Raw genomic sequence first — 25,675 nt, forward strand, 5'->3', positions numbered from 1 at the left:
CGAACCGCCCGCCGGCCCCTGTGGAGAGCGACGGGCGGTCGGGGCCGGGGGAGGCGCGGGTCAGGACCCGAGCGCGTCCAGCCAGACGCGACGCGCGTCGAGAGCCTCGCGCGCCTCCTTCACCTTGCGGGCGTCGCCACCAGCCTCGGCCGCGGCGAGTTCGTCCTCGAGCTTGGTGATCGCGTCCTGCAGCTGGCTCGCGAGGCCCTCGGAGCGTGCCTTGCGCTCCGGGTTGTTCTTCTCCCAGTGCGTCTCGTCCAGCTGGCGGACGTGCGACTCGACCTTGCGCAGGCGGTCCTCGACGGGGCGGACCTGGTCGCGCGGCACGCGACCGATCTCGTCCCAGCGCAGCTGGATGGTGGTCAGGGCCTCGCGCGCCGACACGCGGTCGCCGTTCGTGAGGATCTTCTCGGCGTCGTCGAGCAGGGCGAGCTTCGCCGTCAGGTTGTCGGCGTACTCGGCGTCGTCCTGTGCGACGATCTCGCCCTTGGCGGCGTAGAGCACGTCGCCGGCGCGCTTGAAGCGCGCCCAGAGCGCGTCGTCGTACTTCTTGCCCGCACGGCCGGCGCGCTTCCAGTCGTCGAGCAGCCGCCGGTACTCGGGGATGCCGTCGGCGCCCTTGCTCGCCAGGGCGTCCGCCGACTCGACGAGCGCCTGCTTGCGCTGGCGCGCCTCGCGGTGCGTGGCGTCGAGGTCGGCGTAGAAGGCCTTGCGGTGCTGGTCGATGGTCGACCGGGCGGCGCGGAAGCGCTTCCACAGGTCATTGCCCTCGCCCTTGGGAATCCGCGGGCCCTCGGTCTGGTGCTTCTGCCACCGCGCGAAGATGTCGTCGACGGAGGCGGTGACCTGCTTCCACTGCACGCGCGCAGGGTCCTGTGCCGCGAGCGTCTCCGCCTCGACGACCAGGGACGTACGGTACACGACGGCCTCGGCCAGAGCCTCCTGGGCCTCGGCGCTCTGCTTCTCGGTGAGCTCGCCCACCGTGCTGTCGAGGGCGTCGACGCGGGTGCGGAGCGCGGCGACGTCGCCGACGGCGCTCGGCTCGACGAGCAGCTGCTTCAGGTGCGCGACGGTCTTGGTCACGTCGGAGGCGGACGCGCCCCGCTTGACCCGTTGCTCGAGCAGCGTGACCTGCCCGTTCAGCTCGGTGTACTTGCGCTCGTAGTAGGCGAGGGCCTCGGCGGGCGTGGCGTCGGGGTACTGCCCCACAGCCCTCTCGCCGTCGCCCTCGCGCACGTAGACGGTTCCGTCGTCGTCGACGCGGCCCCAGGGTGCCTGATCGTCAGTAGCCACTGTCATCCCTTGCTGGAGGTGCTCGTCGCGGAGCCCAGGACGGGCCCCGGCGATGGGTGCCCAGCCTATTGCACGAGCAGGGACGCCCGCCTACTCCAGGGTCAGGGACGTGATCGTGGTCGGGACGACCGGGGCGCCGTCGTTAGGCGACTCGGCCGTGGAAGGCGTCAGGCCCGCGTCCGTGACGTTCGCCGTGAGCTGGTCGAGGCCGCTCGTCACCCGCCCGACGACGGTGTAGCCGCCCGTCGACGCGTCGAGGTAGGTGTCTCCATAGGTGACGAAGAACTGGGTCGACTGCGAGTCCGGCTCGCCGCCCCGCGCCATCGCGATGGTGCCGGTCGGGTACAGGCCGTCGGACGGCACGTTCTCGAGGGGCCCGAACGTGAAGCCCGCGTCGCCCGTGCCGTCGCCGTTCGCCGAGCCGCACTGGATGAACTTCGCCGTCTCGGCGTCGCTCATCCGGTGGCACGTCGTGTCGGTGTAGAAGCCCTGCTGCGCGAGGTCGATGATCACCGACGCGGCCTGGGGCGCGGCGGCCCCGTCGAGCTCGATCCCGAGCTGGACGTCGTCGTTCAGGTCGAGCTGTCCCGTCCAGGTGCGCCCCTCGGCGATGTCGGAGCTCGGGACGTCCCCGGTGGCCGACGCCGACGGGGACGGGCTGGCGGAGGCGGTGGCCTCGTCGCCGCTGCCGTCCGTGTTCCACACGACCTGGGTCACGACCGCGAGCCCGACCACGACCACGACGCCGACGGCGGCGAGGAGGTTGTCCCGGCGGCGACGGCGCACCTGCGTCTCGTGCACCTGCTGGCGGGCCGTGTACGCCCTCAGCCGGTCGCGTGCCTCACGGTCCTGGTTCCTGCTCGGTGCCACGTGTCCTCCATGCCGGTGATGTCCCGCACGACCTTATCCGAGGTGCCCTCCGGCGTCGGCGGCCCGGTCTACCATCGGTACCCATGAGCCCTCTCCCGCAGAGCTCGACCCCACTCGCGGTCCGCATGCGCCCCACCAGCCTCGACGAGGTCGCCGGCCAGCGACACCTCCTCCGACCCGGCTCCCCGCTCGTGACCCTGGCAAGCGACACGACCGGTGAGCAGGGCGCCGTCTCCGTCATCCTCTGGGGGCCGCCCGGCACGGGCAAGACGACGCTCGCGCAGGCGATCGCCCACACGTCGGGGAGGCAGTTCATCGAGCTCTCGGCGGTGACGGCCGGCGTGAAGGACGTCCGGCAGGTGATGGAGAAGGCGCTGACGAACCGTGACCTCTACGGCACGACGACGGTCCTGTTCCTCGACGAGATCCACCGCTTCACGAAGGCCCAACAGGACGCGCTGCTGCCCGGCGTCGAGAACGGCTGGGTGATCCTCATCGCCGCGACGACCGAGAACCCGTCGTTCTCGGTGATCACGCCGCTCCTGTCGCGGTCGCTGCTGCTCACGCTCGAGCAGCTGAGCGACGACGACCTCGGCGACCTCGTCCGACGGGCGGTCGTCGACCCCCGCGGCCTGGCCGATCGGGTCGTCCTGGACGACGAGGCGCTGGCCACGATCGTCCGCCTGGCCTCCGGCGACGCCCGGCGGGCGCTGACCGCGCTCGAGGCCTCCGCCCACTCCGCGGCCGCGACTGCGGAGGAGGCGAGGGGAGCCCGTCCTGTCGACCCGTCCGCGGACGCGGACGCCGACTACGACCCCGACGCCGAGTACGACGACCCGGACGACGCCGACGACCGGCCGGTCATCACGGCCGAGACGGTGGCGCAGTCCGTCGACCGCGCGCTCCTCCGCTACGACCGCAACGGCGACGAGCACTACGACGTCATCAGCGCGTTCATCAAGTCGGTCCGTGGCTCCGACGTCGACGCGGCCCTGCACTACCTCGCCCGGATGATCGAGGCCGGCGAAGATCCGCGCTTCATCTGCCGGCGCATCATCGTGTCCGCCGGCGAGGACATCGGCATGGCCGACCCGAACGCGCTCACGGTGGCCGTCTCGGCGGCCACCGCCGTACAGATGATCGGAATGCCCGAGGGGCGCATCCCGATGGCCGAGGCCGTCGTCTACCTGGCCACCGCCCCGAAGTCGAACCGCTCGTACAGCGCCCTCGACGCGGCGATCGCCGACGTCCGCGCGGGCGCCGCCGGTCCCGTGCCGAAGCACCTCCGGGACGCCCACTACCCGGGGGCGAAGCGGCTCGGCCACGGCAAGGGCTACAAGTACTCGCACGACTCCGAGTTCGGGGTCGTCGAGCAGCAGTACCTGCCCGACGAGCTCGTCGGGCGCACGTACTACGACCCCACGGCGAACGGGAACGAGCGCGACGTCGCCGCTCGGCTCGAGAAGCTGCGCCGGATCACGCGCGGCGGCTGAGCCCGGGGCAGGCCTGCTTCGACACGCCCGTCGGCGGGGGTCGACCGCCCGACGGTGCTCCTGTATGCTCGGGTGGTTGCCTGCACTCGGGCGTCGACGCGCGGCTGCTGATGACGACCCGACCAAGGCGGTCAGACCTGTAGCCGGTCTCCGCCGCGGCGATCATCCCTCTTGTTAGGCCCGTCGGCGCTCACGCGCCAGGCCGGCGAACACCACCACCGACAAGATCTCGATAGGAACACGCATGTCCACCAAGTCCCGCACCCGGAGCAAGACGCGTCTCTCGCGTGCTCTCGGCATCGCCCTCACCCCGAAGGCCGCCCGCTACCTCGAGAAGCGTCCCTACGCTCCCGGCGAGCACGGCCGCACCAAGCGCAAGACCGACAGCGACTACGCCGTCCGTCTCCGCGAGAAGCAGCGTCTGCGTGCCCAGTACGGCATCCGCGAGGCACAGCTCAAGATCGTCTTCAACGAGGCCCGCAAGGCCTCGGGCCTGACCGGTGAGAACCTGGTCGAGCTGCTCGAGACCCGTCTCGACGCCCTCGTCCTGCGTGCCGGCTTCGCCCGCACCACGGCGCAGGCGCGCCAGATGGTCGTGCACCGGCACATCCTCGTCGACGGCAAGCTCGTCGACCGCCCCTCGTTCCGCGTCAAGCCCGGCCAGATGATCCACGTCAAGGCCAAGAGCGAGACCACCGAGCCCTTCCAGGTGGCCGCGGCCGGCGGTCACGTCGACCTGCTCCCCAAGACCCCTGGCTACCTCGAGGTCGAGATCGACAAGCTGCAGGCGCGCCTCGTGCGTCGCCCGAAGCGCGCCGAGGTCCCCGTGACCTGCGAGGTCCAGCTGGTCGTCGAGTACTACGCCGCCCGCTAGTCGCACCGGTACACCCGTACCACCACAGAGGGAGCGCTCCACGTCGCGTGGGGCGCTCCCTCCGTCGTTCCCGGGGGAGGTACGTCCTCCGTCGTTCCCGACGGACGACGGCGACGAAGTAGGCTGACGTGTCGTCTCGTGTGCTCGTCACGGGACACGTCGTGAGGAGCACCCGTGAAGAACCTGGTCCTGCTGTCCGTCGGAGTCGCACTCGGCCTCGTCGGTGCGCACCTCCTCAACTCGACTCCGCGCGGCCGCCGGTTCTTCGGCGAGCTCGACGGCGGACTCGACCACTTCCGTGCCGCGGTCGTCGACGGGTACCGCTCCCGCGACGCCGAGCTGCGCGGCACCGACCCGCACGACGACGGCACGACCAGCGCGAGCTGACCGCGTGGGGGCCCGAGCGCCTCCTCGTCAGCAGCCCCATCGACCGACCCCTCCTCAGGAGAACCATGCAGACCGCCGAGATCCGCCGCCGTTGGCTCGACTACTTCGGGGAGCGCGGGCACACCGTCGTCCCGTCCGCCTCGCTGGTCAGCGACGACCCGTCGTTGCTCTTCACCGTGGCCGGCATGGTGCCGTTCATCCCGTACCTCACCGGTCTCGTGCCGACGCCGTACGCGCGGGCGACCAGCGTGCAGAAGTGCATCCGCACCAACGACATCGAAGAGGTCGGCAAGACGCCGAGGCACGGCACGTTCTTCCAGATGAACGGCAACTTCTCGTTCGGCGACTACTTCAAGGAGGAGGCGATCGGCTACGCCTGGGAGCTGCTGACCTCGAGCGAGGCCGACGGCGGCCTCGCGTTCTCGCCCGACGACCTCTGGGTGACGGTCTACGAGCAGGACGACGAGGCGATCGCCCTCTGGAAGAAGGTGGCCGGCCTCCCCGACGAGCGCATCCAGCGACTCGGCAAGGACACCAACTACTGGCACACCGGCCAGCCCGGACCTGCAGGTCCGTGCTCCGAGATCTTCTTCGACCGGGGCCCGGCCTACGGCGCCGACGGCGGCCCGGCGACGGACGACGACCGCTACGTCGAGATCTGGAACCTCGTGTTCATGCAGTACCAGATCGAGAACGTCCGGTCGAAGGTCGACTTCGACATCGTCCGCGAGCTGCCGAACAAGAACATCGACACCGGCATGGGCCTCGAGCGCGTCGCCTTCCTCAAGCAGGGCGTCGACAACATGTACGAGATCGACCAGGTCCGTCCCGTCCTCGACGCCGCTGCCGAGCTGTCCGGTCGTCGCTACGGCGCGGTCCACGACGACGACGTCCGCATGCGCGTCATCGCCGACCACGTGCGCAGTGCGCTCATGCTCATGAGCGACGGCGTCCGGCCGTCGAACGAGGGCCGCGGCTACATCCTCCGGCGCCTGCTGCGACGCTCCGTCCGCTCGATGCGCCTCCTGGGCGTCGAGGGCACGACCTTCCCGGTCCTGTTCGCGGCGTCCCGCGACGCGATGAAGTCGGCCTACCCCGAGGTCGAGCGCGACTGGGACAGGATCTCGGGCCTCGCCTTCGCCGAGGAGGAGACGTTCCTCCGCACCCTGGCGGCGGGCACGAGCATCCTCGACATCGCCGTCGACGACACCAAGAAGGAGGCGGCGCCCGGCACCTCCCCCCGGCTCGCCGGGGACACGGCCTTCCTGCTGCACGACACCTTCGGGTTCCCGATCGACCTCACCCTCGAGATCGCCGAGGAGGGCGGGCTCACGGTCGATCGCGATGCGTTCGACCGGCTGATGAGCGAGCAGCGCGCCCGCGCCAAGGCCGACGCCAAGTCGCGCAAGGTGGCCCTCGCCGACCTGAGCGTCTACAGCGCGTTCCGCGCGCAGGGCGAGACGGTGTTCACGGGCTACGACGTGCTCGACACCGAGACGCGCGTGCTCGGCCTGATCGTCGACGGCGCGAGCGTCGACCGTGCCGTGGCGGGCGACATCGCCGAGGTGATCCTCGCCGAGACTTCCCTGTACGCCGAGTCGGGCGGCCAGGAGGCCGACGCCGGCAGCATCGTCGGCACGGGCTTCGACCTCGAGGTCCTCGACGTGCAGAAGCCGGTCAAGGGCCTGGTCAGCCACCGTGTGCAGGTGCGATCGGGCGAGGTCGGGGTCGGGGACGCGGCGACCAGCGTCGTCGACCCTGCCTACCGCCGTGGTGCCACGCAGGCGCACTCTGCGACCCACCTCGTGCACGCTGCGCTCCGGGAGGTGCTCGGCCCGGAGGCTCACCAGGCCGGCTCGTACAACAAGGCCGGCTACCTCCGCCTCGACTTCAACTGGAGCCAGGCGCTCAGCCCGGCCACCCGCAGCGAGGTCGAGGAGGTCGCGAACGCGGCCGTGCGCGACGACCTCGCGGTCACGACCCGCGTGCTGCCCCTCGACGAGGCCCGCTCGCTCGGCGCGATGGCGCTCTTCGGCGAGAAGTACGGCGAGACGGTCCGCATGGTCGACATCGGCGGCCCGTGGTCGCGCGAGCTCTGCGCCGGCACCCACGTCGCGACGAGCGCGCAGATCGGTCTGATCAACCTCGTCAGCGAGACCTCGGTCGGCTCGACGAACCGCCGGGTCGAGTCGCTCGTCGGCCTCGACGCCTTCCGTGACTTCGCCGCCGAGCGGGCCATCGTCTCCCAGCTGACGTCCTCGCTCCGCACGCCGCGCGAGCAGCTCCCCGAGCGGATCGGCGACCTCGTGTCGAGCCTGCGCGCGGCGGAGAAGAAGATCGCCGAGTTCGAGTCGGCGCAGCTGTCGCTGCGCGTTCCCGCGCTCGTCGAGCAGGCGTCGCCGGTCGGGTCCCTCACCGTCGTCGCCGAGTCCGTGGGCACGGTCAAGACGACCGACGAGCTGCGTTCGCTCGTCCTGTCGGTGCGCGAGCGCCTCGGCAGCGACTCGGCCTCGGTGGTGGCACTCGCCGCCGACGTGGCGGGCAAGCCCGCCGTGATCGTGGCGACCACGGCGTCCGCCCGGTCGGCGGGCGTCAAGGCGGGCCAGCTCGCCCGCACGGCGGCGGGGATCCTCGGCGGCGGGGGCGGCGGCAAGGACGACCTGGCCCAGGGCGGCGGATCCGACGTCGCAGCGATCGGCACGGCGCTCACGGGCATCGTCGCCGCGCTGGGGTCCTGAGCACCGCATGAGGACGGGCGTGCGCCTCGGCGTCGACGTGGGCAGGGCCCGCATCGGGGTCGCCAGGACCGATCCGTCCGGGATGATCGCGACGCCCGTCGAGACGGTGCCGCGCGCGGCGTCCGGATCGGCGGACGTCGACGCGATCCTGGGCCACGTGGCCGAGCTCGACGCCGTGGAGGTGGTGGTCGGCCTCCCGCTCTCGCTGTCCGGGGCCGACACCCTGTCCACCGGCGACGCGCGGGAGTTCGCCGCCGCCATCGCAGCCCGGTGTCCGGTGCCCGTGCGCCTGGTCGACGAGAGACTGTCGACGGTGAGCGCACAGACTGCACTTCGCGCCTCCGGGCGCAAGGGCAAGAGACAACGATCCGTCATCGATCAAGTCGCCGCTGTTATCATCGTCCAGCACGCGCTCGAGCTGGAGCGGTCGAGCGGTCTCCCGCCCGGCCACCTGGTGAGCGCCCCGGTCGCCGACGGCGGCGCCGGAGACCGACCCGACACCGACGAGAGACGATGACGCGTGGCCGACGATCCGAACTGGGACGACATCTTCGCCTCCCAGCCCCCCACCGAGCCGAAGGGCGACGCCGGTCGCCCTCCCGCCGCCGCTCCGACGTCTCGCCGGGCCACCCGCGAGCAGGAGAAGGCGCCGCGTCGCTCTGAGCGTCGAGCGAGCCGGGACGACGGCGGCCCCCGGCCCCGTCGGAGCCGCAAGGGCGGCGTCGTCCTCCTCGTCATCGCCCTCGTCGTCGTGGGCGGCGGGACCGCCGGCGTCGTCGCCGCGTGGGGCGCGGTCGCGCCGCTCGTCGCCAAGCTGAGCGGGAACGACGCGCCGGAGGACTACCCGGGCGCGGGGAACGGGACCGAGGTCTCGTTCGCGATCACGAGCGGCGAGAACGGCTCGGACATCGCCACCAACCTCTTCGACAGCGGAGTGACCGCCAGCTTCGAGTCCGTCTACTCGATGCTCGTCGCGGACACGACCCTCACCTTCCAGCCCGGCACCTACACGCTGCAGCAGGAGATGAGCGCCACGTCGGCGGTCACCGCCCTGCAGGACAGCGCCAACCGGGTCACCGACAAGCTCGTGATCCCCGAGGGCACCGCCGCCGTCGACGTCTACAGCCTCATCTCGTCGGCGACCGAGATCCCCGAGGCCGACGTCCAGGCCGCGGCCGCCGACGTGGCGTCCTTCGGCCTCCCTGCCGAGGCCACCTCGCTCGAGGGCTGGCTGTTCCCCGCGACGTACGAGCTCGACCCCGGGCTCGACGCGCACGGCTACCTGCAGCTCCTGGTCGACACGATGAAGCAGCGTCTGGTCGACGCCGGCGTGGCACCTGCCGACCAGCAGCACGTCATCGTCTTCGCCTCGCTGATCCAGCGCGAGGCCGGCCTCGCCGACGACTACCCGAAGGTCGCGCGGGTCTTCCAGAACCGCCTCGACGACGGCATGCTCCTCCAGTCCGACGCCACCGTCGCCTACGGCACGGGCAACACGCACCGGGTCACGACGACCGACGAGGAGCGAGGCGACGAGTCCAACCCCTACAACACGTACCAGCACGTCGGCCTGCCGGTGGGGCCGATCTCCAACCCGGGCGACCTCGCCATCAACGCGGCGATCGCCCCGGCGGACGGCACGTGGCTCTACTTCGTGACCACCAACCTCGACACGGGAGAAACGACGTTCTCCACCACGCTCGCCGAGCACGAAGCCGCCGTGAAGGTGTGGCAGGCATGGATGCGGGAGCACCCCGAGTACCAGTGACCGCCTCGACCGACACGACCGCCGGACGCCCGGCCGCGCTCGATCGCCCCGTGGCGATGATCGGCGCGATGGGCGCGGGCAAGTCCAGCATCGGCAAGAAGCTCTCCCGCCGCCTCGGCGTGGGGTTCCTCGACACCGACCGCCTGCTCGTGCAGCGGCACGGCCCCGTGGCCGAGATATTCGCCCGAGACGGAGAGCCGCGCTTCCGGGAGCTCGAGCGCGAGGTCGTCGCCGAGGCGCTCGCGTCGACCGGCGTCGTCTCGCTCGGAGGAGGCGCGGTGCTCGACCCGCTCACCCGGGAGCGCCTCCGGGGCGCCTCGGTCGTGCTCCTCACCGTGACGCCCGAAGCCGTGGCGGCTCGGCTCGAGGGCTCCAGCCGCCCCCTGCTGGCCCAGGGCGGCATGGACGCCTGGCGGGCCATCGCCCTCGAGAGGGAGCCCGTCTACCGCAACCTCGCCGACCTCGTCGTCGACACGTCCCGCCGCCCCGTGTCCCACGTCGTCGACGACGTGGTGGCCTGGCTCGCGGGTGCCGCCCCCGCCGCCGCCGCGGCACCCACCGATCTCCGCCACCGACAGGAAGACGACGCATGACCGACGAGACGACCGACGTCACCACCATCCGCGTCGAGGGCGACGCGCCCTACGACGTCCTCGTGGGGCACGGGGTGCGCGCCCGCATCCCCGAGCTGCTCGGCCCTCAGACGAAGAAGGTCCTGATCGTCCACGCGCCGACGCTCGGGCGCAAAGCGAACGAGCTCCGCGACGCCCTGGTCGAGGCCGGCCTCGAGGCCCTCATCGCCGAGGTGCCCGACTCCGAGGACGCCAAGCGGGTCGAGGTCGCGGCCTTCTGCTGGCAGGTGCTCGGCCAGGCCGACTTCACCCGGACCGACGCGGTGATCGGCCTCGGCGGGGGAGCCGTGACCGACCTGGCCGGCTTCGTCGCGGCGACGTGGCTCCGCGGGGTGCAGCTCGTCCAGGTGCCGACGACCGTGCTCGGCATGGTCGACGCGAGCGTCGGCGGCAAGACGGGCATCAACACGGCCGAGGGCAAGAACCTCGTGGGCGCGTTCTGGGCCCCGACGGCCGTGGTGGCCGACCTCGACATGCTCGACACGCTGAGCCGCAACGAGATCCTCGCCGGCTTCGCCGAGGTGGTGAAGGTCGGCTTCATCGCCGAGCCCGAGATCCTCGACATCGTCGAGGCCGACGTCGACCGTGCCGTCGACCCGACGACCCCCGAGTTCCGACGGGTCGTCGAGCTGTCGATCGCCCTCAAGGCGCGGGTCGTCGGGCAGGACTTCACCGAGCAGGGCCTCCGGGAGATCCTCAACTACGGGCACACGCTCGGCCACGCCGTCGAGCACGCCGAGCGCTACCAGTGGCGGCACGGTGCCGCGGTGTCGGTCGGGATGGTCTTCGCCGCCGAGCTCGGACGACTGACCGGGCGACTGTCGGACGACGCCGTCGACCGCCACCGGCGCATCCTCGAGTCGCTGACCCTGCCGACGAGCTACCCGCTCGGCCGCTGGAACACGCTGCTCGCGACGATGCAGCGAGACAAGAAGGCCCGCGCCGGCATGCTCCGCTTCATCGTGCTCGACGAGATCGGCAAGCCGACGATCGTCACCGGCCCCGACTCGAGCCTGCTCTTCGCGGCGTACCAGGAGATCGGCTCCTGAGGGCTCGCGGCCCGTCCGCTACACTCGAACCCGGCCAGATCCGGCCCCACCCACCTCACTCCCGATCGGACCTCGCACGCATGGCGACCACCAACGACATCAAGAACGGCGCCGTCCTCGACCTGGACGGCCAGCTCTGGAACGTGATCGAGTTCCAGCACGTGAAGCCGGGCAAGGGCGGCGCCTTCGTCCGCACCAAGATGAAGAACGTGCGCTCGGGCAAGGTCGTCGACAAGACCTTCAACGCCGGCACCAAGATCGAGTTCGCCAACGTCGACCGCCGCGAGTACACGTACCTCTACGCCGAGGCCGACGGCTACGTCTTCATGGACACCACGGACTACGACCAGATCAACGTGCCCGCCACCATCGTCGGCGACGCGAAGAACTTCATGCTCGAGAACCAGAACGTCCAGATGGCGCTGCACGACGGCAACCCGCTCTACATCGAGCTGCCCGCCTCCGTCGTCCTCGAGGTCACTTACACCGAGCCCGGCCTGCAGGGCGACCGCTCCACCGGCGGCACGAAGGCGGCCACCGTCGAGACCGGCTACGAGATCCAGGTCCCGCTGTTCCTCGAGACCGGCACCAAGGTCAAGGTCGACACGCGCGACGGCGGCTACCTCGGCCGCGTCAACGAGTAGTCGGCGGCCACCCGCACAGTGAGCGCACGCACCAAGGCGCGGAAGCGCGCCCTCGACGTCCTGTACGTCGCCGACATCCGCCAGATCAGCATGACCGACGCCCTGGCCGCCGAGACGGCACGGGCCCGTCAGGAGCCAGAGCGGAACTCCAGCTGGGGCTACGCCCGCGACCTCGTCCAGGGCGTCATCGACCACCAGGGCGAGATCGACGAGCTGATCGAGACGTACGCCCAGGGCTGGACGATGGCCCGCATGCCGACGCTCGACCGGGGCATCCTCCGGATCGGCGTATTCGAGCTGCTGCACAACGACGAGGTCCCCGACCACGTGGCGATCAGCGAGGCGGTCGAGTTGGCCCAGTCGCTCAGCACGGACGACTCGGCTCCCTTCGTGAACGGGTTGCTCGGGCGCATCGCCACGAGCGGCTAGGCTCGGTGCCGGCCACGGGCACCCTCGACGGGGGCGACGGAGCCGGCACCACCACCACCGACGTCCTTTAAGTTCCGTCCCGAGAGGCGGGGAAGGAGGTCCGATTGAGCACACGCACCGTGCTGAGTCAGGCTGACATCACGCGCGCCCTGACGCGCATCTCCCACGAGGTCCTCGAGTCGAACCGGGGACCCGACGGCCTCGTCGTGCTGGGCATCCCCACGCGAGGCGTCGTCCTCGCCGAGCGGATCGGCGCCCAGCTCTCGTCGATCTCCGGCGTCGCCGTCCCGACAGGCTCCGTCGACGTGACCATGTACCGCGACGACCTGCGCCGCAACCCGACGCGGGCGAGCCAGCCCACCCGGCTGCCCGACGGCGGCATCGACGGCGCGACCGTGGTGCTCGTCGACGACGTCCTCTACTCGGGGCGCACGATCCGCGCCGCGCTCGACGCGCTCAGCGCGCTCGGTCGTCCGAAGGCCGTCCGCCTCGCCGTCCTGGTCGACAGGGGCCACCGCGAGCTGCCGATCCGGGCCGACTTCGTGGGCAAGAACCTGCCGACGTCCGCGGCCGAGCGCATCTTCGTGCGCCTGCACGGCGTCGACGACGACGAGCTCGTCGCCATCGAGGGCGGTGAGGGGTCGTGAAGCACCTCCTGAGCACGGCCGACCTGAGCCGCGACGACGCCCTGCGGATCCTCGACGTGGCGGAGGACATGGCCGACGTCTCGACCCGGCAGGTCAAGAAGCTGCCGACCCTGCGCGGCACGACCGTCGTGAACCTCTTCTACGAGGACAGCACCCGCACCCGCATCTCGTTCGAGGCGGCGGCCAAGCGACTCAGCGCCGACGTCATCAACTTCGCGGCCAAGGGGTCGAGCGTCTCGAAGGGCGAGTCCCTCAAGGACACGGCCCAGACGCTCGCCGCCATGGGCGCCGACGGCATCGTCATCCGGCACCCGGCGTCCGGCGCGCCCCGCGTCCTCGCGGACAGCGGCTGGGTCGACGCCGGGATCGTCAACGCGGGCGACGGCACGCACGAGCACCCGACGCAGGCCCTGCTCGACGCCTTCACGATGCGCCGTCGGGTGCACGGCGACGCGAGCCGCGGCCGCGACCTCGACGGCCTCGAGGTGCTGATCGTCGGCGACATCCTGCACTCGCGGGTCGCGCGGTCGAACGCATGGCTGCTGCGGACCCTGGGTGCCCACGTGACGGTGGTGGCGCCTCCCACGCTGTTGCCGGTCGACGTCAGCCGCCTGGGCGTCGACGTGCACTACGACCTCGACGAGGCCATCGCCCGGGTGCAGCCCGACGTGGTCATGATGCTGCGCATCCAGCAGGAACGCATGGCCGAGGCGTTCTTCCCCAACGCCCGCGAGTACGCGCGCTCCTGGGGCCTCGGGGCGGCGCGCTTCCGGTCCCTGCCTCCCGCGGCGCTCGTCATGCACCCCGGCCCGATGAACCGCGGCCTCGAGATCGGCGACGACGCCGCAGACTCGCCTCGCTCCACCGTGCGCGAGCAGGTCGGCAACGGCGTGGCCGTCCGGATGGCCGTGCTCTACCTCACACTCGCCGGCGACCGGGAGGACTCCCTGTGACCACCACCCACCTGATCCGCGCCGTCGAGACCGTCGACGGCACCCGAACCGACGTCCTCGTCCGCGACGGGGTCGTCGTCGAGCTCGGCTCCGGCCTCAGCGCCGCGGGGGCCGAGGTGATCGACGCCGACGGCCTGCTCGCGCTGCCCGGCCTCGTCGACCTCCACACGCACCTCCGCGAGCCGGGCGGCGAGGGCGCCGAGACCGTCCTCACCGGGTCGCGCGCGGCTGCCGCCGGCGGCTTCACCGCGGTCAACGCCATGGCGAACTCGTCGCCGGTCGCCGACACCGCGGGCGTCGTGGAGCAGGTCCAGGCCCTGGGCGAGCGAGCGGGCTACGTCACGGTCCGGCCGATCGGCGCCGTCACCCAGGGCCTCGAGGGTCGCCGCCTCTCGGAGATCGGCGCCATGGCCCGGTCCCGAGCGGCCGTCCGCGTCTTCTCCGACGACGGCCACTGCGTCTCCGACCCCCTGCTGATGCGTCGCGCGCTCGAGTACGTCAAGGGCTTCGGGGGAGTCGTCGCCCAGCACGCACAGGAGCCGCGCCTCACCGAGGGGGCCCAGATGAACGAGGGCGCCCTGTCGGCCGAGCTCGGCCTCGGCGGCTGGCCCGCCGTCGCGGAGGAGTCGATCATCGCCCGCGACGTCCTGCTCGCCGACCACGTCGGCGCCCGCCTGCACGTCTGCCACGTCTCGACCGCCGGCAGCGTCGAGGTCGTGCGCTGGGCCAAGGCGCGGGGCATCGACGTGACCGCCGAGGTCACGCCGCACCACCTCCTCCTCACCGAGGACCTGGTCTCGAGCTACGACTCGCGCTACAAGGTCAACCCGCCGCTCCGCCGGGCAGAAGACGTGGAGGCGCTGCGGGCGGCCCTCGCCGACGGCACGGTCGACATCGTCGCCACCGACCACGCCCCGCACACCTCGGAGGCGAAGCACTGCGAGTGGGACGCCGCCGCGAACGGCATGGTCGGCCTCGAGAGCGCCCTCTCCGTCGTGCACCGGACGATGGTCGAGACGGGCCTGATCGGCTGGGCGGACGTGGCCCGCGTGCTGTCGGTCTCCCCGGCGCGGATCGGGCAGGTCGAGGGGCACGGACGACCGCTGGCCGTCGGGGAGCCCGCCGAGCTGACCCTCTACGATCGAGGGGTGAGCAGGACCTTCGGCACCGAGCACCTCGCGGGCCGCAGCCGCAACTCGCCCTTCCTCGGGTACACGTTGCCCGGGCAGGTCGTCGCGACGCTGCACCAGGGCTACGCCACCGTCCGTGACGGCCTCGTCGTCGACGAGCACGAGATCGCCGACCGCGCCGCTCGCGTGGCCGCGGCGGCCGTGCTGGCCGCCCCCGAGCCTGCAGGTGCTCCGTGAACCGCTGGGTGATCGGGGCGGGCATCCTCGTCCTGCTCGTGTTCGTCGTCCTCCTCATGGTCCGCTCCTGGCGCGCCCGAGGTCGACGGCAGGCGGACATCGCCCTGCCCGAGACGGCACCCGACGTCCTCTCGCCGGCCCTCGTCGAGCACGACGGGTTCTACGTCGCGACGACCCGGGCGGGCGACCCGCTCGACCGGATCGTGGTCGGCGGGCTGGGCTTCCGGGGCAGGGCCGTCATCTCGGTGCACCAGGAAGGCGTACGCCTCGAGATCGCGGGCGAGCCCGCGAAGCTGGTCCGCGCCTCCTCGATCCGCGACGTCGGCCGCGCGACCTGGACCATCGACCGCGTCGTCGAGACCGACGGGCTCGTGCTCGTCGCCTGGAGCCTCGGCGACACCGACGTCGACACCTACCTGCGCGTCACGGACGACCCCCGCCCGCTCGTCGACGCCGTCCGCACCATCACGACCTCGGCCCCCGCGGCCGGCACCACCACAGGAGAGCAGACCATTGACTGACGCGTCCACCACCACCCGGGCCGTCCTGGTGCTCGAAGACGGGACCCGCTACGCCGGCCGCGCCTACGGCGCCGTCGGGCGGACCCTCGGGGAGACCGTCTTCGCCACCGGCATGACCGGCTACCAAGAGACGCTGACCGACCCGTCCTACGCCGGGCAGATCGTCGTCATGACGGCCCCGCACATCGGCAACACCGGCGTGAACGACGAAGACCCCGAGTCGCGCCGCATCTGGGTCTCGGGCTTCGTCGTCCGCGACGCCAGCCGCGTCGTCTCGAACCACCGCGCCCAGGGCAGCCTCGACGACCAGCTCGTCGCCGACGGCGTCGTGGGCATCCGCGGCATCGACACCCGCGCGCTGACCCGTCGTCTCCGCGACGTCGGCTCGATGCGCGGCGGCGTGTTCAGCGGGGCCGACGCCGAGCTCGGCGACGACGAGCAGCTCGCCCTCGTGCGCGGCTCGGCCGACATGCGCGGCCTGAGCCTCTCGAGCCAGGTCTCGACCGTCGAGCCCTACGTGCTCGAGGCCGAGGGCGAACTCGTCGGCTCGGTCGCGGTGCTCGACCTGGGCGTCAAGACGTCGACGCTGCGCTACCTCGCCCAGCGCGGCTTCCGCGTGCACGTCCTCCCGCAGGACACGACCCCCGAGCAGCTCCGCGCCCTCGCGCCCGACGCGCTCTTCTTCTCGAACGGCCCCGGCGACCCTGCGGCCAGCGACGCCCAGGTCGAGCTGCTGCGCGGCGCCCTCCGCGACGGCCTGCCCTACTTCGGCATCTGCTTCGGCAACCAGCTGTTCGGCCGGGCCCTCGGCTTCGACACGTACAAGCTGCCCTTCGGCCACCGCGGCATCAACCAGCCGGTGCTGGACAAGACGACCGGCAAGGTCGAGATCACGAGCCAGAACCACGGCTTCGCGGTCGACGCGCCCGTCGAGGGCGTGCTCGACTCGCCCGCCGGCTTCGGCCGCGTCGAGGTCAGCCACTTCAGCCTCAACGACAACGTCGTCGAGGGCCTCCGCGCACTCGACATCCCGGCCTTCTCCGTGCAGTACCACCCCGAGGCTGCAGCCGGCCCCCACGACAGCAACCACCTCTTCGACCGCTTCCGCGAGGCGGTCGTGGCTCGGAAGTCCGGCCAGCCCGTCGACTTCGGCTCCGACCTCGAAAGCAGCAGCAACTGATGCCCAAGCGCGCAGACATCAACTCCGTCCTCGTCATCGGCTCCGGGCCGATCGTCATCGGCCAGGCGGCCGAGTTCGACTACTCGGGCACCCAGGCGTGCCGCGTCCTCCGCGAAGAGGGGGTGCGCGTCATCCTCGTGAACCCGAACCCGGCCACGATCATGACCGACCCCGACTTCGCCGACGCGACCTACGTCGAGCCGATCACCTCCGAGGTGCTCGAGGCGATCATCGTCAAGGAGAGGCCCGACGCGATCCTCCCGACCCTCGGCGGCCAGACGGCGCTGAACGCGGCGATCGCGCTCGACGAGGAGGGCATCCTCGCCAAGCACGGCGTCGAGCTGATCGGCGCGAAGGTCGAGGCCATCCAGAAGGGTGAAGATCGCCAGCTCTTCAAGGAGCTGGTGCTCGAGTCGGGCGCCGACGTCGCGAAGTCCTACATCGCGCACACCGTCGAGGAGGCGGTCGACTTCGCCGAGGACCTGGGCTACCCGCTCGTCATCCGTCCGTCGTTCACGATGGGCGGCCTCGGCTCGGGCTTCGCGTACACCCGCGACGAGCTCGTCCGCATGGTCACCGACGGCCTGCACCAGAGCCCCACCACCGAGGTCCTGCTCGAGGAGAGCATCCTCGGCTGGAAGGAGTACGAACTCGAGATGATGCGCGACACGGCCGACAACACGGTCGTCGTCTGCTCGATCGAGAACGTCGACCCGGTCGGCGTGCACACGGGGGACTCGATCACCGTCGCGCCCGCGCTGACGCTCACCGACCGCGAGTACCAGAACCTCCGCGACATCTCGATCGACATCATCCGTCGCGTGGGCGTCGACACGGGCGGCTGCAACATCCAGTTCGCGATCGACCCCGCGGACGGCCGCGTCATCGTCATCGAGATGAACCCGCGCGTCTCGCGCTCCAGCGCGCTCGCGTCGAAGGCGACGGGGTTCCCGATCGCCAAGATCGCCGCGAAGCTGGCGCTCGGGTACCGCCTGGACGAGATCCCGAACGACATCACCAAGGTGACGCCCGCCTCCTTCGAGCCCACCCTCGACTACGTGGTCGTCAAGGTGCCGCGGTTCGCCTTCGAGAAGTTCCCGGCGGCCGACACGACGCTCAGCACGACGATGAAGAGCGTCGGCGAGGCCATGGCCATCGGCCGCAACTTCGCCCAGGCGCTGCAGAAGTCTTTGCGCTCGCTCGAGAAGCGCGGGTCCAGCTTCCACTGGGAGGGCGAGCCCGGCGACCGGGAGGCGCTGCTCACCCTGGCGCACACGCCCACCGACGGCCGCATCGTCACCGTCCAGCAGGCCCTCCGCGCCGGCGCCACGGCCGAGCAGGTCTTCGACTCGACCGCGATCGACCCCTGGTTCATCGACCAGGTCGTCCTGATCAACGAGGTCGCCGACGAGATCGCCGCCGCGCCCGAGCTCGACGCCGACCTGTTCGCGCACGCCAAGGACCACGGCTTCAGCGACGTGCAGATCGGCCAGCTGCGCGGGCTCGGCGAGCAGGAGGTGCGCGAGCTGCGCTGGTCGCTCGGCGTCCGCCCCGTGTTCAAGACGGTCGACACCTGCGCGGGCGAGTTCCCCGCGCTCACCCCGTACCACTACTCGAGCTACGACCTCGAGACCGAGGTCGCGCCGAGCGACCGCCGCAAGGTGATCATCCTCGGCTCGGGCCCGAACCGGATCGGCCAGGGCGTCGAGTTCGACTACTCGTGCGTGCACGCCAGCTTCGCCCTGAGCGACGCGGGCTACGAGACGATCATGGTCAACTGCAACCCCGAGACGGTCTCGACCGACTACGACACGAGCGACCGGCTCTACTTCGAGCCGCTCACGCTCGAGGACGTCCTCGAGGTCGTGCACGCCGAGTCCGCCAGCGGCGAGCTCGTCGGCGTCGTCGTGCAGCTCGGCGGCCAGACCGCCCTCGGCCTCTCCAAGGGCCTCGAGGCGGCCGGCGTCCCGATCCTGGGCACCTCGCCCGACGCCATCGACTCGGCTGAGGAGCGGGGGCTGTTCTCCGCGATCCTGGACGAGGCCGGCCTGCTGGCCCCCCGGAACGGCACCGCGACCGACTACGAGAGCGCCGTCGCCGTCGCGGAGGAGATCGGCTACCCCGTCCTCGTCCGCCCCTCGTACGTGCTCGGCGGCCGCGGCATGGAGATCGTCTACGACAGCCCGTCGCTCGCCGACTACTTCGTCCGCGTGAGCGACCAGGCCATCATCGGCCCGGACGCGCCCCTGCTCGTCGACCGGTTCCTGGACGACGCGGTGGAGATCGACGTCGACGCCCTCTACGACGGCACCGAGCTCTACGTCGGCGGTGTCATGGAGCACATCGAGGAGGCGGGCATCCACTCGGGCGACTCGAGCTGCACCCTGCCGCCGGTGACGCTCGGCAGGGGCGAGATCGACCGCGTCCGCGAGGCCACGCTCGCCATCGCCGAGGGGATCGGCGTCCGCGGCCTGCTGAACGTCCAGTTCGCGATCGCGGCCGGCGTGCTCTACGTGATCGAGGCGAACCCCCGGGCGAGCCGCACGGTGCCGTTCGTCTCGAAGGCGCTCGGCATCCCGCTCGCCAAGGCGGCGTCGCTCGTCATGGTGGGCCAGAGCATCCGCGAGCTCGTCGAGGGCGGGCTGCTGCCCGCCCAGGACGGCTCGGACGTGCCGCTCGACTCCCCGATCTCCGTCAAGGAGGCGGTGCTCCCGTTCAAGCGCTTCCGCACGAAGGAGGGCCAGGTCGTCGACAGCGTCCTCAGCCCCGAGATGCGCTCGACCGGCGAGGTCATGGGCATCGACCGCGACTTCCCCCGGGCCTTCGCGAAGAGCCAGACGGCGGCGTACGGCGGGCTGCCCACCACGGGCACCGTCTTCGTCAGCGTCGCCGACCGCGACAAGCGCGCCATCGTGCTGCCCGTCCTGCGCCTCCAGCAGCTCGGCTTCCGCGTGCTCGCGACCGAGGGCACGGCGACCGTGCTCATCCGCAACGGGATCGCGGCCGAGATCGTCGGCAAGTTCAGCGCCGGCGGCGAGAGCGTCGTCGACCTGATCAACCGAGACGAGGTCGACATCGTCATCAACACGCCGAGCGGCTCGAGCGCCCGCGCCGACGGCTACGAGATCCGCGCCGCCACCGTCGCGGCCGACAAGGCCCTCTTCACGACGATCGCCCAGCTCGGCGCGGCGGTGGCGTCGATCGAGGCCATCCACACGCCGTTCGAGGTCACGAGCCTGCAGGACTACGGTCTGGCGCGGGCGGCACGGCGGTGACGGTCGACCCCGGCGCCTCTGCCGTCCCGGTCGACGGAGCCGCCGCCTCCTTCGGCACTCGCCTGGCCGACGTCCTCGAGGCGTCCGGCGGCCTCTGCGTCGGCATCGACCCGCACGCCTGGCTGCTCGAGGAGTGGGGGCTGCCGACAAGCGCGGCGGGCGTGCGCGAGCTCGGACTGCGCGCGGTCGAGGCGACCGCCGGGTCGGCCGGGGTCGTCAAGCCCCAGGTCGCCTTCTTCGAGCGGTGGGGCTCGGCCGGGTTCGCCGCGCTCGAGGACGTCCTCGCGGCCGCCAGGGACGCCGGCCTGCTCGTGATCGGCGACGCCAAGCGCGGCGACGTCGGCAGCACGATGGACGGCTACGCCGATGCGTGGTTCGCCCCCGACTCGCCCTTGCGGGTCGACGCCCTGACGGTGTCCCCGTACCTCGGCTTCGGCTCCCTGCGGGGCACGATCGACCGGGCCAGGCAGGTCGGCGCAGGGGTCTTCGTCCTCGCGGCGACCTCCAACCCGGAGGCGCGTGCCGGCCAGACGGCACTCGTCGCGGCCGCCGACGGCACGTCACGCACCCTGGCGGCAGGTATCGTCGACCAGGTGCGAGACGACGACCAGGCAGCGGGGGAGACCCGACTAGGCTCCGTGGGCCTCGTGCTCGGAGCGACCGTCGACCTCGCGTCGTACGGCATCGACACGGCAGCGTTGACCGGAGTCCCGGTCCTGGCGCCCGGCTTCGGCCACCAGGGGGCTCGCGTCTCCGACCTGACGGCCCTCTACGGCACAGCAGCGCGCGCCGTTCTCGTCTCGACCTCCCGAGGCGTCCTCGCGGCCGGCCCGGACGGGATGGCCGCGGCCGTCCGCGGCGCCGCGGAGGAGGTGCGCTCGTGCCTCGCATGACCCCGCCGCCGGTCGACCGTGCGGCTGCCGCGCGAGCAGCCGTCGCCGCTCGTCGTGCCCGCGCCGCCGTCAAGGCGTCGGTCGCCGAGCGGCGGCGAACGGCCCTCGACGTCGCCGAGGCCGCCTGGGCCGGCGAGCCGACGGCGCCCGAGGCGACACTGCGCGTCCGTGAGCTCCTCACCAGCATCCCCGGCATCGGGCCGACCCGTGTCGCCCGCATCATGACCGACCTCGGCATCGCCGAGTCGAAGCGCGTCGGCGGCCTCGGCGTCCGGCAGCGTCGGATCCTCGGCGACTGGCTCGCCGTGCGCGAGGCACGCGGCCGGGTCCGCTCGCGCCTCGTCGTCCTCGCGGGCCCCACCGCCGTCGGCAAGGGCACGGTCTCGACCCACATCCGTGAGAACTACCCCGACGTGCACCTCTCCATCTCCGCGACCACCCGCGCCCCGCGCCCGGGCGAGGTCGACGGCGTGCACTACTACTTCGTCGACGACGCCGAGTTCGACCGGATGATCCGCGAGCGCGAGCTGCTCGAGTGGGCCACCGTGCACAACTCGTACCGCTACGGCACGCCGCGGCCCCCGATCGACGCCGCGCTGCAGGCCGGGCGGAGCGTGCTGCTCGAGATCGACCTGCAGGGCGCCCGCCTGGTCCGCACGGCCATGCCCGAGGCGATCCTCGTCTTCCTGCTGCCGCCCACCTGGGACGAACTGGTCCGCCGGTTGATCGGCCGGGGCACGGAAGACGCGGCCGAGCAGCAGCGTCGGCTCGAGACCGCGAAGGTCGAGCTGGCCGCCCAGGACGAGTTCGACGTGAAGGTCGTGAACCACGACGTGCCCGAAGCGGCCCGCGAGGTCGTAGAATTGATGACTGCGCCCGAGGACGCACGCCCGCGGGCGTGACTCGCGCCCCGACCTCCGCACCTGCCGGTGCCTGACAGAACCCCACAACGAGGAGTACCCATGGCCGACAAGAACAAGGGCATCATCGATCCGCCCATCGACGAGCTGCTGTCGAAGGTCGAGTCGAAGTACGCGCTCGTCATCTTCGCGTCCAAGCGCGCACGTCAGATCAACGACTACTACGCCGACCTGCACGAGGGCAGCCTGTTCGACAACGTCGGCCCGTTGGTCGACAGCACCATCGACGACAAGCCGCTCTCCGTCGCGATGCACGAGATCAACGAGGACAAGCTCGAGGCCAAGCCCCTCCCCGCCGTCGCGGAGTAGCCACCTCACGATCGTCCACGGTCACCGTCTTCCCGCGACAGTGACGGTGGGCCGTCGTAGCATCGAACGAGGCCCCCTGGGAGACCGTCCCGCGGGGCCTCGCCGCGTCCGACGACGCTCGGTGCCCTCGGCACCGCCCTCGAACTCGCCCTCTACCCCGGAGCCCCTGTGACCTCGACCGACGTGACCCCCGCCAGCAGCACGACCGCCTCGACGAGCCTCCGGCTCTTCACGTCGGAGTCGGTCACCGAGGGCCACCCCGACAAGATCTGCGACCAGATCTCGGACGGCATCCTCGACGCGCTGCTCGCGGTCGACCCGCAGAGCCGGGTCGCCGTCGAGACGATGGTGACGACCGGGCTCGTGCACGTGGCGGGCGAGGTGACCACCAAGGGCTACGTCGACATCCCCACGATCGTCCGCGACCTCATCGTCGGCATCGGCTACGACTCGTCCGCCGTCAGCTTCGACGGCCGCACCTGCGGCGTCGAGGTCTCCATCGGTGCCCAGTCGCCCGACATCGCCCAGGGCGTCGACACGGCGCTGGAGGCGCGGGGCGGAACCTCCGACGACGCCCTCGACCGGCAGGGCGCCGGCGACCAGGGCATCATGTTCGGCTACGCCACCAACGAGACCCCGCAGTACATGCCCCTGCCCGTGTGGCTGGCCCACCGGCTCGCCGAGCGGCTGGCGCACGTCCGCAAGAGCGGCGAGCTCGACTACCTCCGGCCCGACGGCAAGACCCAGGTCACGGTCGGCTACGACGGGGTCGTCCCGCGCACGGTCGACACGGTCGTCGTCTCGACCCAGCACTCGCCGAGCGTCTCGAGCGAGCAGCTCGAGGCCGACGTCATCGCCCACGTCGTGCGACCGGTGCTCGACGAGGCCGGACTCGACTCCACGGACACGCGCTTCATCATCAACCCCACGGGTCGCTTCGAGATCGGGGGCCCGCAGGGCGACGCCGGCCTCACGGGCCGCAAGATCATCGTCGACACCTACGGCGGGGCGAGCCGTCACGGCGGCGGCGCCTTCTCGGGCAAGGACCCGTCGAAGGTCGACCGCTCGGCCGCCTACGCCATGCGCTGGGTGGCCAAGAACGCCGTCGCGGCAGGCCTGGCCGACCGCATCGAGCTGCAGATCGCCTACGCGATCGGCCGGGCCGCGCCCGTCGGGCTCTACGTCGAGACCTTCGGAACCGGCCACGTGGCCGACGAGGTCATCATCGATGCCGTCCGACAGGTCTTCGACCTCCGCCCCGCGGCCATCATCCGCGACCTCGACCTGCTCCGGCCGATCTACGCGGCGACCTCGACGTACGGGCACTTCGGCCGCGAGCTCCCTGAGTTCACCTGGGAGGCCCTCGACCGCGTCGACGCGCTCCGGGCCGCCGCCGGCCTCTGACCCGTCGCTCGTGAGCGTGCCCGTCCCGAGCGAGCGGTCCTCGCCGCGCGCGGTGGCGCGGGTGCTGGTCGAGTCGCCGTTGCCGCAGCTCGACCGGCTGTTCGACTACGCCGTCCCGCAGCACCTGCGCGACGAGGTCGTGCCCGGCATCCGGGTCAAGGTCCCGCTCCGGTCGGCCGGGCGGATCGCCGACGGGTTCGTCGTCGAGGTGGTCGAGTCGTCAGCGCACGGCGGCGAGCTGAGCGAGGTCGAGGCGATCGTCTCGACCGCCTCCGTGCTGGCCCCCGAGGTGTTCGCCCTGGCCAGGACCGTGGCCGACCGTGCGGGCGGCTCCGCCAGCGACGTGCTCCGCCTCGCGGTGCCGCCCCGCCAGGCGAGGGTCGAGAAACAGGTGCTCGCGGCCGCGACGGCCGCCGCCGAGTCGGGCGAGACGGTCTCGTACCCCGTCGTCGTCGCCTCCGAGGTCACCGGCTACGGCGCGGACCAGCTCGCGGGCATCGTCGCGGCCCGCGGCCGCGCCGCCGTCGACGCGGTGCCGCTGCTGGACGAGCTGCCCGACGGCTCGTGGGTCGGCCGGTGGGCCGTCACGGTCGCCCAGCTCGCGTCGGTGGCCCTGGCCGCGGGCGAGAACGCGATCGTCGCCGTGCCCGACCACCGCGACGAGGACCAGGTGCTGCGGGCCCTGGCCGCCCTGCTGCCCGCAGAGAGCGTGGTGCGGCTCGACTCGAAGCAGTCGAACGCCGACCGCTACCGGTCGGTGCTGCGGGCGAGGGGCGACCAGCCGCTCGTCCTCGTCGGCAACAGGTCCGTGCTCCTCGCGCCGTCGGCGCGTCTCGGCCTGATCGTCGTCTTCGACGACGGCGACCCCCTGATGGGCGAGCCGCTGAGCCCGTACGTGCACGCCCGCGACACCGCGCTGGTGCGGCAGTCCCAGCAGCAGACGGCACTCGTGTTCCTCGGCCACGCGCGCAGCACCGACGTGCAGCGCCTCGTCGAGATCGGCTTCCTCGCGGAGGTCCGTCCCGATCCGCGCTACCAGCCCCGTGTCGTGCCCACCTCACAGCAGCCAGCCCAGGACGGCTTCGCCGCACAGGCACGGATCCCCTCGACGGCCTGGACGGAGGCGCGGGCCGCGGTCGAGCACGGGCCGGTGCTCGTGCAGGTGGCCCACCCCGGCTACTCGCCGCGCCTGGCGTGCACCGAGTGCGGCGACACGGCACGGTGCACGCGCTGCGGCGGCCCGCTGGTGCAGCGTGCGCAGGGCGCACAGCCGGCGTGTTCCTGGTGCGGCGCCCTCGCGGTGGGCTGGCGCTGCTCGACCTGCGAGGGCACGCAGATGAAGTCGGTGGGCACGGGGGCGTCCCGCACGGCCGACGAGCTCGGCAAGGCGTTCCCGGGGGTGCGCGTGATCGTGTCCGACGGCTCCCGCCAGGTGACGCACGTCGACGCCGAGCCCGCGATCGTGGTCGCCACGCGGGGCGCCGAGCCGATCGCTCCCGGCGGCTACCGGGCCGTGCTCCTGCTCGACGGCGAGAGGATGCTGGCTCGCGAGAGCCTCCGCGTCGCCGAGGACTGCCTCCGCTGGTGGGCCAACGCCGCGGCCCTGGCGGCCCGTCGAGCCCCCATCGTGCTCGTCGGGGTCGGCGGGGCCATCGCCTCCTCGCTCGCGACGTGGGAGCTGGCCCGGTACGCCTCCGGCGAGCTGGCCGACCGACGCGAGCTCCGGTTCCCGCCCGCCGTGCGCGTCGCGACCGTCACGGGCGGGGTCGAGACCGTCGCCCGCGCCCTCGACGAGCTCCCCGAGGGCGTCCGCAAGGAGACCCTCGGGCCGGTCGACGTCCCCGACGCCGGCGTCCGCGCCATCGTGCGCTTCGACTACGCCAGCGGACACGACGTCGCGCAGGTGCTGCGGTCGCAGGTCATCCGCGCCGCGACGGAGCGCCGGAAGGCGATCGGCTCTCGACGCGGCCGGGGCCTGCCTACACTCAGGGTGCGGTTCGACGACGTCGAGCCGTTCACCGACTGACCT

The 25,675-nt window shown here is 71.9% G+C and carries 23 protein-coding genes; 21 read left to right on the forward strand and 2 right to left on the reverse strand.

Going from position 1 to position 25,675, the window contains the following annotated elements; translation table 11 throughout:
• Positions 1–60: 60 nt before the first annotated feature.
• Both ES689_RS04435 and ES689_RS04440 read right to left on the reverse strand, forming a co-directional pair.
• Positions 61–1,293 (reverse strand): DUF349 domain-containing protein, encoded by a 1,233-nt coding sequence (locus tag ES689_RS04435; protein WP_191330176.1) that lies wholly within the window; start codon positions 1,291–1,293, stop codon positions 61–63.
• Positions 1,294–1,383: 90 nt separating this feature from the next.
• Positions 1,384–2,163, reverse strand: coding sequence for a peptidylprolyl isomerase (locus tag ES689_RS04440; protein WP_146900685.1), 780 nt, complete (start codon positions 2,161–2,163; stop codon positions 1,384–1,386).
• An 83-nt stretch (positions 2,164–2,246) separates the two neighbouring features.
• Between ES689_RS04440 and ES689_RS04445 the strand changes: the two genes are divergently transcribed.
• From ES689_RS04445 to ES689_RS04545, 21 genes are all read left to right on the forward strand, one after another.
• A complete protein-coding gene (locus ES689_RS04445) occupies positions 2,247–3,656 on the forward strand; it encodes a replication-associated recombination protein A (protein WP_146900689.1) in 1,410 nt (469 codons plus the stop codon).
• Between the two features lie 244 nt (positions 3,657–3,900).
• Complete coding sequence (gene rpsD / locus ES689_RS04450) at positions 3,901–4,530, forward strand: 30S ribosomal protein S4 (protein WP_146900693.1); 630 nt, start codon at positions 3,901–3,903, stop codon at positions 4,528–4,530.
• Between the two features lie 174 nt (positions 4,531–4,704).
• Positions 4,705–4,917 (forward strand): hypothetical protein, encoded by a 213-nt coding sequence (locus ES689_RS04455; RefSeq protein ID WP_146900696.1) that lies wholly within the window; start codon positions 4,705–4,707, stop codon positions 4,915–4,917.
• A gap of 65 nt (positions 4,918–4,982) precedes the next feature.
• Positions 4,983–7,655: an alanine--tRNA ligase gene (gene alaS, locus ES689_RS04460; protein ID WP_146900699.1), complete on the forward strand. Its 2,673-nt coding sequence runs from the start codon at positions 4,983–4,985 to the stop codon at positions 7,653–7,655.
• A gap of 7 nt (positions 7,656–7,662) precedes the next feature.
• On the forward strand, positions 7,663–8,172 hold the full coding sequence (gene ruvX, locus ES689_RS04465; RefSeq protein ID WP_146900702.1) for a Holliday junction resolvase RuvX: 510 nt from the start codon (positions 7,663–7,665) through the stop codon (positions 8,170–8,172).
• Positions 8,173–8,175: 3 nt separating this feature from the next.
• Positions 8,176–9,423 (forward strand): endolytic transglycosylase MltG, encoded by a 1,248-nt coding sequence (mltG, locus tag ES689_RS04470; protein WP_146900705.1) that lies wholly within the window; start codon positions 8,176–8,178, stop codon positions 9,421–9,423.
• On the forward strand, positions 9,420–10,016 hold the full coding sequence (locus ES689_RS04475; protein ID WP_370512326.1) for a shikimate kinase: 597 nt from the start codon (positions 9,420–9,422) through the stop codon (positions 10,014–10,016). The genes mltG and ES689_RS04475 overlap by 4 nt, the downstream gene beginning before the upstream one ends.
• Positions 10,013–11,104, forward strand: a complete 1,092-nt coding sequence (gene aroB / locus ES689_RS04480) for a 3-dehydroquinate synthase (RefSeq protein WP_146900711.1) — start codon at positions 10,013–10,015, stop codon at positions 11,102–11,104. Before ES689_RS04475 ends, aroB begins: the two co-directional genes overlap by 4 nt.
• 80 nt (positions 11,105–11,184) lie before the next feature.
• Positions 11,185–11,748, forward strand: coding sequence for an elongation factor P (efp, locus tag ES689_RS04485; RefSeq protein ID WP_123545904.1), 564 nt, complete (start codon positions 11,185–11,187; stop codon positions 11,746–11,748).
• An 18-nt stretch (positions 11,749–11,766) separates the two neighbouring features.
• On the forward strand, positions 11,767–12,177 hold the full coding sequence (nusB, locus tag ES689_RS04490; RefSeq protein ID WP_146900715.1) for a transcription antitermination factor NusB: 411 nt from the start codon (positions 11,767–11,769) through the stop codon (positions 12,175–12,177).
• A gap of 104 nt (positions 12,178–12,281) precedes the next feature.
• Positions 12,282–12,824, forward strand: coding sequence for a bifunctional pyr operon transcriptional regulator/uracil phosphoribosyltransferase PyrR (pyrR, locus tag ES689_RS04495; protein WP_146900717.1), 543 nt, complete (start codon positions 12,282–12,284; stop codon positions 12,822–12,824).
• Complete coding sequence (locus tag ES689_RS15815) at positions 12,821–13,777, forward strand: aspartate carbamoyltransferase catalytic subunit (RefSeq protein ID WP_146900720.1); 957 nt, start codon at positions 12,821–12,823, stop codon at positions 13,775–13,777. The genes pyrR and ES689_RS15815 overlap by 4 nt, the downstream gene beginning before the upstream one ends.
• On the forward strand, positions 13,774–15,144 hold the full coding sequence (locus ES689_RS04505) for a dihydroorotase (protein ID WP_223269376.1): 1,371 nt from the start codon (positions 13,774–13,776) through the stop codon (positions 15,142–15,144). The genes ES689_RS15815 and ES689_RS04505 overlap by 4 nt, the downstream gene beginning before the upstream one ends.
• The gene (locus ES689_RS04510; protein WP_146900726.1) at positions 15,141–15,665 is read left to right on the forward strand and encodes a hypothetical protein; all 525 of its coding nucleotides are present in this window, start codon (positions 15,141–15,143) and stop codon (positions 15,663–15,665) included. The genes ES689_RS04505 and ES689_RS04510 overlap by 4 nt, the downstream gene beginning before the upstream one ends.
• The gene (carA, locus tag ES689_RS04515) at positions 15,658–16,845 is read left to right on the forward strand and encodes a glutamine-hydrolyzing carbamoyl-phosphate synthase small subunit (protein WP_146900729.1); all 1,188 of its coding nucleotides are present in this window, start codon (positions 15,658–15,660) and stop codon (positions 16,843–16,845) included. Before ES689_RS04510 ends, carA begins: the two co-directional genes overlap by 8 nt.
• On the forward strand, positions 16,845–20,120 hold the full coding sequence (gene carB, locus ES689_RS04520; protein WP_146900733.1) for a carbamoyl-phosphate synthase large subunit: 3,276 nt from the start codon (positions 16,845–16,847) through the stop codon (positions 20,118–20,120). The genes carA and carB overlap by 1 nt, the downstream gene beginning before the upstream one ends.
• Positions 20,117–21,013 carry an orotidine-5'-phosphate decarboxylase gene (gene pyrF / locus ES689_RS04525; protein ID WP_146900736.1) on the forward strand — a complete coding sequence of 299 codons (897 nt, stop codon included), beginning with the start codon at positions 20,117–20,119 and terminating at the stop codon, positions 21,011–21,013. Before carB ends, pyrF begins: the two co-directional genes overlap by 4 nt.
• Positions 21,010–21,915, forward strand: a complete 906-nt coding sequence (gene gmk, locus ES689_RS04530) for a guanylate kinase (protein WP_146901835.1) — start codon at positions 21,010–21,012, stop codon at positions 21,913–21,915. The genes pyrF and gmk overlap by 4 nt, the downstream gene beginning before the upstream one ends.
• A 60-nt stretch (positions 21,916–21,975) precedes the next feature.
• The gene (rpoZ, locus tag ES689_RS04535; RefSeq protein WP_146900739.1) at positions 21,976–22,242 is read left to right on the forward strand and encodes a DNA-directed RNA polymerase subunit omega; all 267 of its coding nucleotides are present in this window, start codon (positions 21,976–21,978) and stop codon (positions 22,240–22,242) included.
• 183 nt (positions 22,243–22,425) lie between these two features.
• A complete protein-coding gene (gene metK / locus ES689_RS04540; RefSeq protein ID WP_146901837.1) occupies positions 22,426–23,646 on the forward strand; it encodes a methionine adenosyltransferase in 1,221 nt (406 codons plus the stop codon).
• Positions 23,647–23,656: 10 nt separating this feature from the next.
• Positions 23,657–25,672, forward strand: a complete 2,016-nt coding sequence (locus ES689_RS04545) for a primosomal protein N' (protein WP_223269377.1) — start codon at positions 23,657–23,659, stop codon at positions 25,670–25,672.
• The last annotated feature ends 3 nt before the right edge of the window (positions 25,673–25,675 follow it).

This window comes from Frigoribacterium sp. ACAM 257 (assembly GCF_007954365.1).
Lineage (GTDB): Bacteria > Actinomycetota > Actinomycetes > Actinomycetales > Microbacteriaceae > Frigoribacterium.

Bases quoted from the DNA above. Each gene is read 5' to 3' on its own strand.
- ES689_RS04445 (WP_146900689.1), top strand. From the start codon at position 2,247: ATGAGCCCTCTCCCGCAGAGCTCGACCCCACTCGCGGTCCGCATGCGC.
- rpsD (WP_146900693.1), top strand. From the start codon at position 3,901: ATGTCCACCAAGTCCCGCACCCGGAGCAAGACGCGTCTCTCGCGTGCT.
- alaS (WP_146900699.1), top strand. From the start codon at position 4,983: ATGCAGACCGCCGAGATCCGCCGCCGTTGGCTCGACTACTTCGGGGAG.
- ruvX (WP_146900702.1), top strand. From the start codon at position 7,663: ATGAGGACGGGCGTGCGCCTCGGCGTCGACGTGGGCAGGGCCCGCATC.
- aroB (WP_146900711.1), top strand. From the start codon at position 10,013: ATGACCGACGAGACGACCGACGTCACCACCATCCGCGTCGAGGGCGAC.
- efp (WP_123545904.1), top strand. From the start codon at position 11,185: ATGGCGACCACCAACGACATCAAGAACGGCGCCGTCCTCGACCTGGAC.
- carB (WP_146900733.1), top strand. From the start codon at position 16,845: ATGCCCAAGCGCGCAGACATCAACTCCGTCCTCGTCATCGGCTCCGGG.
- gmk (WP_146901835.1), top strand. From the start codon at position 21,010: ATGACCCCGCCGCCGGTCGACCGTGCGGCTGCCGCGCGAGCAGCCGTC.
- rpoZ (WP_146900739.1), top strand. From the start codon at position 21,976: ATGGCCGACAAGAACAAGGGCATCATCGATCCGCCCATCGACGAGCTG.